Origin of the sequence: Micromonospora sp. KC606, from assembly GCF_004348675.1 — a bacterium.
In the GTDB taxonomy this organism is placed as follows: Bacteria; Actinomycetota; Actinomycetes; order Mycobacteriales; family Micromonosporaceae; genus Micromonospora.
Genome location: NZ_SMKN01000225.1, coordinates 1 through 9,487, shown reverse-complemented (window position 1 = coordinate 9,487; position 9,487 = coordinate 1). Strand labels below are relative to the sequence as shown.

2 protein-coding genes are annotated in these 9,487 nt (G+C 75.3%); both read right to left on the bottom strand.

Features of this window, described 5'->3' with window-relative positions:
* On the bottom strand, nt 1-910 hold a 910-nt coding region (locus E1193_RS27045), incomplete at its 3' end, for a nucleotide disphospho-sugar-binding domain-containing protein (protein ID WP_132186003.1).
* A 49-nt stretch (nt 911-959) separates the two neighbouring features.
* Nucleotides 960-9,473 (bottom strand): type I polyketide synthase, encoded by an 8,514-nt coding sequence (locus E1193_RS27040; RefSeq protein ID WP_132186002.1) that lies wholly within the window; start codon nt 9,471-9,473, stop codon nt 960-962.
* Nucleotides 9,474-9,487 lie beyond the last annotated feature (14 nt).

The following is a 9,487-nucleotide window of genomic DNA, read 5'->3' as shown; positions in this document are numbered from 1 at the left end:
GGTCGGTGAGCACGGGTACCAGGGCGTCGGGGGCCGGCATGGCGAGCACCTCGGCGCGCAGTCGCTCGGCCTCGTCCCGTACCGCCGGATCGGTGGTCAGGTGGAGGATCCGCTTGCCCAGCTCGGCTCCGGCGCTGCCGTCTGGAACCAGGTGCGGCAGCCCGTACGCGAGTGCGTCGGCGACCGCCGTACCGTCGTGGACGAGGGCCGCGCAGGTGCGCAGCAGCGCGTCCACCGGCGTGGCGTCCAAAATTCGGACATTGCCCGGAATCAATACGCCGGGCGGCAGCTCACGCATCGGAGCCGCGCAGATCAGTTCGAGGTCCAGGCCGTCGACCGCCTCGAACAGCGTGCCGAGCCGGCCATCGGCGGGGTCCAGTCCGGCGAAGACCCGGCTGCGGCGCGCCCGGCGGCGCAGCCAGGACGGGACGATCGCCGGCCCGTGGTAGGGAATGTGCCGGATGGGCAGGTCGCCGAGGGCGGGCGCGGGCCGCAGTGACGGCGGCGTGGGTTCGAGCGTCGCGTCCGGTACCTGGGTTGCCCAATCCTCGTCCACCATGGAGCTGTTGAGCCGGTCGACTATCGGGACCAGCTGAACGCTGGCCGCGCCAACACCCCGGGCCGCCACGTCGGCCGCCGGGGCGTACCGGTCCCAGACCACCAGGTCGGGCCGCCACCGGCTGGCGTACCCGGTGATCGCGTCGGCCACCGCTGGGCCCGCCAGCCGGACGGGGTCACCGACCGGGTCCCCGAGCGGGGCCGCCACCAGCCCGGTCAGGTTGATGGTCGGGGCGAACCCGGACCAGCTGGCCACGTGCACCAGGCATCCCGCGCTGCGCAGCGCCCAGGCCAGCGGGATCAGCGGGTACATCCGGGCGGTGGACGGTGGGGTGACAAACAGTACGCGCATCGGATCCCTTTCCACAGCAGCCGACAGAGGAACCCCTAGTAGGGGTCGCTCACCGCGCCGCGAGCCACTCGTCGACGGCCTGCGCGGTGGTGGCGGCCTGCTCCGCGAGGATGCTGAAGTGGTCGCCCGGAACGGTGCGCACCTCGTCGGCACGGCTCCAGTTGGTCATCCAGTCCACACCGGCCGGTTCCGCCGCCGGCTGTCCGCCGCCGACCACGAACCGGCTGCCCGCCCGGATGAGCAGGGTCGGCACGGCCAGGTCGGGCAGCGGCACGTCCGCCAGCAGGTACAGGTAGCGGGCCATGGCGGTGAGCCGGGTACGGTCGAAGACGCCCTGCCCCGGTTCGCGTTCCAGCATCGCCGCGGCCAACTCGCCGACCGCCCGGTTCCGTGCCTCCTGGCCGTCCTCGTGCAGCTCCGCACCGCCGACGGGGTAGGTGTCCAGCAGGACCACCGCGGCTGGTGCCAGGCCGGCCCGTTCCAGGCAGCCGGCCACCGCGAGGGCGAGAATCCCCGAGGAGGAGTAGCCGAGGAGGGCGAACGGCTCGTCGCCGGCGGCTTCGCGCAGGCTCCGGGTGAGCAGGTCGACCGCGGCCCCGGCGGATGCGGGCAGCGGCTCGCCGGCTTGGAAGCCGGGCATGCCCAGCGCGGACACCGGACGCCGGCCCTTGAGATGCGCGGCAATCCGGGTGTACTGGTGCGGCCCGCCGGTCGCCACCGGGGCGGCCAGGCAGAGCAGGCGCGGCCGGGCCGGCCCATCGGCCAGCCGGACCGGTGCCGGTGGGGTGTCGATCTGGTCGGCGGATTCGAAGGAGGGGCGCAGGTTCGCCGCCGCGCTCAGGATGGCCAGGCCGTCCCCGGGCCGGCCGGCTCGGGCCGCCTCGGTAAACAGCTCCGCCAACCCGTCGCCGGCCGGGGCTTCCGGCTGGCCGGTCACGTCCGGTGCGGTCGCGCTACCGAGCTGGCTGGCCAGGTGGTCGCCGAGCGCCGCCGGTGTCTGCACCTCGAACGTCACCGTGGCGGGCAGTCGCAGCCCGGTGGCCGCGTTGAGCCGGTCCCGCAGTTCAATCGCGACCAACGAGTCGAAGCCGAGCTCGAGGAAGTTGCGGGCCGGATCGATCGTGGACGGATCGGAAAGGTTGAGCAGCTCGGCGGTGTGCGTCAGGACCAGCTCGTGGAGTGCCGCGCGCGGCTGCGGCCCGACCAGCGGGGCCACCGGATGCGGGGCGGTGGGCGCGGAGCGGTCCGGGGCGACGGTCCGGCGCGCGGCGGCCACCAGCGAGCGGAGCAGCGGCGGCACCCCCGCCGGGTCGGCCGCCCGCGACGGCGCCGAACGCGCCGCCAGGAGCGTGCCCTCGGCTCGGGTGGCGGCCTCGTCGAACAATGCCAGGCCGTCCGCATCGGACAGTGCCGGTCCGGCCGGGGTCGGGAGGAGCGCGCTGGACCACGGTGCCCAGCCGATCATCTGGCCCGGCCGGCCACCGCCGCGTCGCCGGGCCAGCAGCGCGTCGAGGCAGGCATCGGCGGCGGTCGTCGCGGCCCGCTCGTGGTCGCCGAGCAGTCCAGCCGTGGCGGATACCACGACGAACGCCTCGGCGTCGGCGGCCAGTTCGTCCAGGACGAGCATGGTGTCTACAGTGGTAGCGAGGGTATCGGCGAGGTGGTCCGGGTCGAGGGAGTCCACGCCGGTATCGGGGTACGGTGCGGCCAGGTGTACCACCGTGGTGAGTGGATGCCCGGTCGGGGCGCTGGCGCGCAGGTCAGTCAGGTCGCCAGCGACGGTCACCGTGGCGCCGGTCGCGGTCAATTCCTCGGCCAGGTCGCCGACCGCCGCTCCGGCCAGCACCAGGTGGCGTACGCCCAGATCGTCGACCAGATGCCTGGCGAGCAGCCGGCCGACCGGGTGGTCGGCGTTGGTCAGCAGCGCGCTGCCGCTGGTGGCGACGGCGCCGGCCGGCCGGTCGCCGGCCGGGGTGGCCCGGACCAGCCGGACGGCGTAGGGCACCGAGTCCCGGATCGCGACCTGGGGCTCCCCGGCCGCCACCAAGGCCGGCAGCAGCCGCTCCGGGTCGCTCGCGGCGTCCACGTCGGCGAGCACGAACCGGTCCGGGTGGGCGGCCTGGGCCGAGCGCACCAGGCCCCAGATCGCGGCGCCGGCCAGGTCGCCGACCTCCTCGCCGGCGACCGCCACCGCGCCCCGGGTACGGATGACCAACCGGCCCGGATGGCCGGACCGCAGCCAGCGCGCCAGGCTGACCAGGGTCTCTTCGGCCGCCTCGCGAATCGCGGCCGGATCGTCGCCCAGGCCGGTCCAGTCCGGGCCGGTGCAGTCCAGGGTCACCAGCTCGACCGGCGCGGCGGCCGGCGGGACCGGCTCCAGCCGCGACCAGCACGGGGTCAACAGGTGCGCTCCGGCGCCGGCGGCGGTGCCCGGTACCGGCCGCGGGGTGGCCTCCAGCCGGACCCCCTCGACCGTGGCGACCGGCTGGCCATCCTGGTCGGCCAGGGTGAGCGCGACCTGCCGGTCGGCCTGCGGGCGCAGCCGTACCCGCAGCGTGCTCGCCCCGGTCGCGTGCAGTTCGACGCCGGTCCACGCGGACGGCGAGCCGGCACCGCCCGGTGCGCCAGCGCCCAGCCCGAGGGCGTGCAGCGCGGCGTCCAGCGCGATCGGGTGCAGGCCGAACGCGGGATGCTGGGCGCGGGTCGCCCGGTCCAGGCTCACCTCGGCGAACAGCTCGTCGTCGCGGCGCCACACCGAACGCAGCACCCGGAACGCCGGCCCGTAGGCGCGCCCGGCCTCGGCGAGCGCCGGGTAGAGCCCGTTGACCGGGACCGGTTCGGCGCCCGCCGGCGGCCAGGCGGCCAGCTCGGCTTCCGGCTCGCCGGCGGCGCCCGGCCGCAGCCGCCCGGTCGCGTGGCGTACCCACGGCGCCCCGTCCCCGGTCCGCGAGTGGACGGTGACCGCCCGCTCACCGGAGTCCTCGGCCGCGCCGACCGCCACCTGCACCTGCACGCCGCCCGGGTCGGGCACCGCCAGAGGCAGCTCCGCGATCAGCGACTCCAGCCGGGGGCAGCCGACCTCGTCGCCGGCCCGGATGGCCAACTCGACCAGCCCGGCGGTGGGGAACACCGGGTTGCCGTCGAGCACGTGGTCGGCCAGCCACGGTTGCCGGTCGGTGGCGAGCGTGCCGGTGAGCACCACGCCGTCCGAGCCGGCCAGCCGGACGGCGGCGCCCACCACCGGGTGGCCGACGCTGTCCAGGCCGGTCGCGGTCAGGTTGCCCCGGGCGCTGAGGGCCCGCGGGTCGACGTCCGGCCAGTACCGGGTGCGGTGGAACGCGTACGGCGGCAGCGGTACCCGCCGGGCCGCGCGGCCGGTGAACAGGCGGGAGCCGTCCGCGCCCAGCCCGTCGGCGTACAGCTGGCCGGCGGCGAGGTACGCGGCGACCGGCTCGGGCTGGCCGGGGCGCAGCACCGGGACCACCCGCACCTCCCCGGTGCCCTCGGAGCCCGCAGCGTCCGGGCCGAGCCGCACCAACCGGGTGACCCCGGCGGTTGCCAGCGCGGCGAGCGCGGCACCGGACCGCACCCGCTCGCGGCAGTTGGCCACCCAGTAGTCCGGATTGGACATTTCGTCGGTGACCGGGGCGCCGGTGACCGTGGAAACGATCGGCAGGCGGGGCCGGTGGTAGCTGAGCGTCCCGGCGATGTCCCGCAGGTCGTTTAGCACCTCGTCCAGCTCGCCGGCCGCCACCTCGGTCCCGGCGCCGAACAGCTCCTGGAGCAGCTGGGCCCGGTTCGCGGCGAGCTTGACCGCGTCCTTGAGCGAGAGGATCCCGGCGACATGCGCCGCGGCCAACTCCCCGGCGGTCTCGCCGAGCACCTGGTCCGGCCGCAACCCCCAGGACTCGAGTAGCCGGAACAGCGCGACCTGGAGGGTGAACAGCGCCGGCAACGCGTACCTCAGCTGGTCGAGCAGGCCGGCGTGGGCCGAGCCCGGATCGGCGAACATCACGTCGCGCAGCGGCTGGTCGAGGTGCCGGTCGAAGGTGGCGCAGCACTCGTCGAGGCTCCACGCGAACGCCGGGAACGCCTGGTACAGGTCCCGACCCAGGCCCGGGTGCCAGTCACCGAGGCCGGGGAAGAGCATCGCCATCCGGCGACCCGGCACGGCCGTACCCAGCGCGACCCGGTCGGACGACTCGGCGCGGGCCAGCGCGGCCAGCCCGGCCAGCAGATCGGCCCGGTCCGCGCCGGCCACCACCGCGCGGTGCGGGAACGCCAGCCGCGAGGTGGCCAGGGAGTAGCCCAGGTCCACCGGGTCGAGGTCCGGGTGGGCGCTAAGGTGGTCGAGCAGCCGGCGGGCCTGGTCGGGTACCGCCTCGGCGGTGCGGGCGGAGAGCAACCAGGGCGGCGGGACGGCGTCGGGTTGCCGGTCGGCCGGGTCGGCGGGCTCCTCCGGGCGTACGGGTGGGGGTTCCTCGATGATGGCGTGGGCGTTGGTACCGCTGAACCCGAACGCGGAGATTCCGGCCCGGCGGGGGTGCCCGTTCGCCACCCACGGGATGGTGCGGTCCAGCAGCCGCACGTTGCCGGCCGACCAGTCCACGTCCGCGGTCGGCTGTTCGGCGTAGCGGGAGACCGGCAACTGCCCGTGCCGCAGCGCCATCACCATCTTGATCACACCGGCGGCGCCCGCGGCCGCCTGGGTGTGCCCGATGTTGGCCTTGACCGAGCCGAGCCACAGTGGACGGTTTTCGGGCCGGTCTCGGCCGTACGTGGACAGCAGGGCGTTCACCTCGATCGAGTCGCCCAGCGCGGTACCCGTCCCGTGGCCGTCCACCGCGTCGACGTCTGCCGGACGCAGCCCGGCGACGGCGAGGGCGCGCCGGATCACCCGCTCCTGGGCCAGCCCGTTCGGCGCGGACAGCCCGTTGGACACCCCGTCCTGGTTCACCGCGGTGGCCCGGAGCAAGGCCAGCACGGTGTGCCCGTTCTCCCGGGCGTCGCTGAGCCGTTCGAGCACCAGCACCCCGACGCCCTCACCCCAGCCGATCCCGTCGGCGTCGGCCGCGTAGGACCGGCACCGACCGGTCGGCGACGAGCCGCGGGTTTGCGCGAACGGCTCCGGGGAGGAGAGCAGGGACACCCCACCGGCGAGCGCGAGGGTACAGTCCCCCCGATGTAGTGCCTGGACGGCGAAGTGCAGCGCGACCAGCGAGGAGGAGCACGCGGTGTCGATCGACACGGCCGGCCCCTCCAGGCCCAGGGTGTACGCCACCCGGCCGGGGATCATGCTGGCCAGCGCGCCGTTGCCGCGGAAGAGCGCGTTGTCCGGGAGGGTCCCGGTCGGTCCCGGGTCGTAGGTGCAGCCCATGCCGCCCACGAAGACGCCGGTCGGGCTGCCCTTCAACGACAGCGGGTCGACCCCGGAGCGCTCCAGCGCCTCCCAGCACACCTCGGTCAGCATCCGCTGCTGCGGGTCCATCATCAGCGCCTCGTTCGGGCTGATCCCGAAGAACGCGGCATCGAAGTCGGTGGCGTCGTCGAGGAACCCGCCGTGCTGCTGGTGGCTGGCGACGATCAGGTCCCTCCAGTAGTCCATGTCCCAGCCGCGGTCGGTGGGGAACGGGCCGATGCCGTCGGCTCCGGCGGCGGTCAGCCGCCAGAGGTCCTCCGGCGAACTGACCCCGCCCGGGTAGCGACAGGCCATCCCGACGACGGCGATCGGCTCGGCGGTGTCCGGCGCGGCGGGCAGGGCCGGCTCCGCCGGGGCCGGCTCGGTGGCCCCGCCGAACAGCTCCCCGTACAGCCAGCCGGTGAGGTCACGGGCGGTGGGGTGGTCGAAGATGACGGTGACCCGGAGCTGGAGCCCGGTGACCGCGGCCAGCCGGTTGCGCAGCTCGACCGAGAGCAGCGAGTCGAAGCCGAGGTCGTTGAAGGGCCGGTCGGGGTCGATCAGGTCGGCGGCGGCGTGCCCGAGCACCGCGGCGACGTGCGACAGCACCAGCTCCCGCAGCGTCGCCTCGCGCTCCCCGGCTGGCCGCGCGGCCAGCCGGTCCACCAGCGAGTCGGCGCCGGCCTGCCGGTCGGCCCGGGCCGCCGGGGCCAGGGCGCTCAGCACCTGCGGTACCGCGCCCGGGTCGGCGCGCAGCGCCGCGAGGTCGAGCTGGATCGGTACCGGTACCGCCAGGTCCGCCGCCACCGCCGCGTCGAACAACGCCAGACCTTCCGCTGTGGACAACGGGCGGACGGGTGCGCGCCCGCCCCGGGTACCACCGGTGGCGCCGGCCATCCCGCCGTCGAGCGCCCACGGGCCCCAGGCCAGCGACTGCGCCGGCAGGCCGGCGGCCCGGCGGTGGGCGGACAGGGCGTCGAGGAAGCTGTTGGCGGCGGCGTAGTTGGCCTGCCCGGGCGCGCCCAGCACTCCGGCCGCGGAGGAGAACAGTACGAACGCGGTCAGCTCCCGGTCCTTGGTCAGTTCGTGCAGGTGCCAGGCGGCGGCGGCCTTGGGCCCGAGCACGGTGTCTAGCCGCTCCGGGGTGAGCGAGGCGAGGACGCCGTCGTCGAGCGTGCCGGCCGCGTGTACCACCGCGGTCACCTTCCGCCGGGCCAGCAGCTTCCCGGCGGCCCGGCGGTCGGCCAGGTCACACGCCACGATCTCGACCCGGGCGCCCAGTTCGGTCAGCTCGGCGGCCAGTTCGCCAGCACCGGGTGCCCGCCGGCCGCGCCGGCTGACCAGCAGCAGTTTCCGCACCCCGTACCGCCGGACCAGGTGTTCGGCGACGACCCGGCCGAGTGCACCGGTACCGCCGGTGATCAGCACCTGGCCGGTCCAGTTTGGATCGGTGCCGGCCGGCACCGCCCCGGTTCGGGACAGTCGGGGTACGTAGGTGGTTCCGCCCCGGACCGCCACCTCGGGCTCGCCGCTGGCGGCGATCGCGGGCAGCAGCTCGTCCTCCGCGCCCGGGTCACGGTCCGGTCCGGCCTCGACGTCTACCAGGATCAGCCGGCCGGGGTGTTCGGACTGGGCCGCGCGGACCAGCCCTCGGACCGCGGCGGCACCGAGATCCACCGGGTCCTCGCCGGGCAACCCGGCCGCGCCGCGGGTCACCACCACCAGCCGGGAGCCGGCGAACCGATCGTCGTCCAACCAGCCTTGCAGGTCGGCCAGGACGCGGTGGGTCGCCGCCCGGGCCGCATCGGCGTCCGGGCCGCCGGTCACCCGCAGCACGGCCAGATCGGGTACCGGGTCGGCGCCCGGCTCGACGGGCAGCTCCGCCACGGAGAGGCGGTCCGACGCCGGCAGCGCGACGCGTACCCAGTCCAGGTGCAGCAGCGTGTCGTTCGGCGCACCCGGTCGGGGATGGCCGGCGGTCAGCTCGGCCGGGGCCAGGCGCAGCAGCAGCGAGCCGACCGAGGCGACCGGTTGACCGGCCGGGTCGGCCAGTTCCAGCGCGACGGTCGTGCCGCCGTCCTCGTCCGGGCCAGTCCCGTTGGCCCGGACGATTCGCGCCCGCAGCGCGACGGCGCCGGAGGCGTGCAGCTCGACCCCGGACCAGGCGTACGGCAGGGCGTCGCCCGCCCGACCGGCGTCGCTTTCCGGGTGGGCGTCGAGGAGGCCGATCGCCTGGAGCGCGCCGTCGAACAGGGCCGGGTGCAGTCCGAACTCCTCGGCGCCGAAGCGGGCCTGCTCGGGCAGGCTGATCTCGGCGAAGATCTGGTCGTCGAGGCGCCAGGCGCGGCGAAGGCTTTGGAACACCGGCCCGTGTACTAGCCCGCCCCGGTCGGCCCGCTCCGCGTACCCGCCGGTGAGGTCGACCGGGGTGGCTCCGGCGGGCGGCCAGGCGGCCAGCGCGAACCCGGGCGGCGGCGTGGCCGGGGCCAGGTTGCCGCTGGCGTGCCGTACCCAGGGTGCGGAGTCGGTCAGCCCCTCGGTACGCGCGTAGATGTTCACCGGCCGGCTTCCGGCGCTGTCCGGCGCGCCGACGCTCACCTGCACCAGGACACCGCCGTGCTCGGGCAGGGTCAGCGGCGCGTGCAGGGTCAGTTCGTCCAGTCGCGGGCAGCCGACCTGGTCCCCGGCGGTGACGGCGAGCTCGACCAGGCCGGTGCCGGGGAAGACGATCGTGCCGGCGACGGTGTGGTCGGCGAGCCAGGGCTGTGCGGTGGTGGACAGCCGTCCGGACAGGATCAGGGTGTCGTTGTCGGCCAGCACGGTCGCGGCCGCCAGCAACGGATGATCCACCGGCGTCAACCCCAACGACGCCGCGTCCCCACCCGCCGCCGAAGCCGGCAACCAGTACCGCTGCCGTTGGAACGCATACGTCGGCAGCGGTACCCGCCGGACGGCGATACCGGTGAAGTAGGCGTCCCAGTCGATTGGCGTCCCGTGGGTGAACAGCTCCCCCACCGCCTGGGTGACCGCGGTGACCTCATCCCGGTCCTTGCGCAGACTCGCGGTCACGCTCACCGGCGCCCCGTCCAGACACTGCGCCACCAACCCGCTCAACGTGGCATCCGGGCCGATCTCCACGAACCGGCCCACACCCTGCCCGCGCATCGCGGTCACCGTGT

What these genes read in the sequence shown, in the direction of transcription:
- E1193_RS27040 (WP_132186002.1), bottom strand. Translation starts at nt 9,473, where the DNA reads ATGCGCGGGCAGGGTGTGGGCCGGTTCGTGGAGATCGGCCCGGATGCC.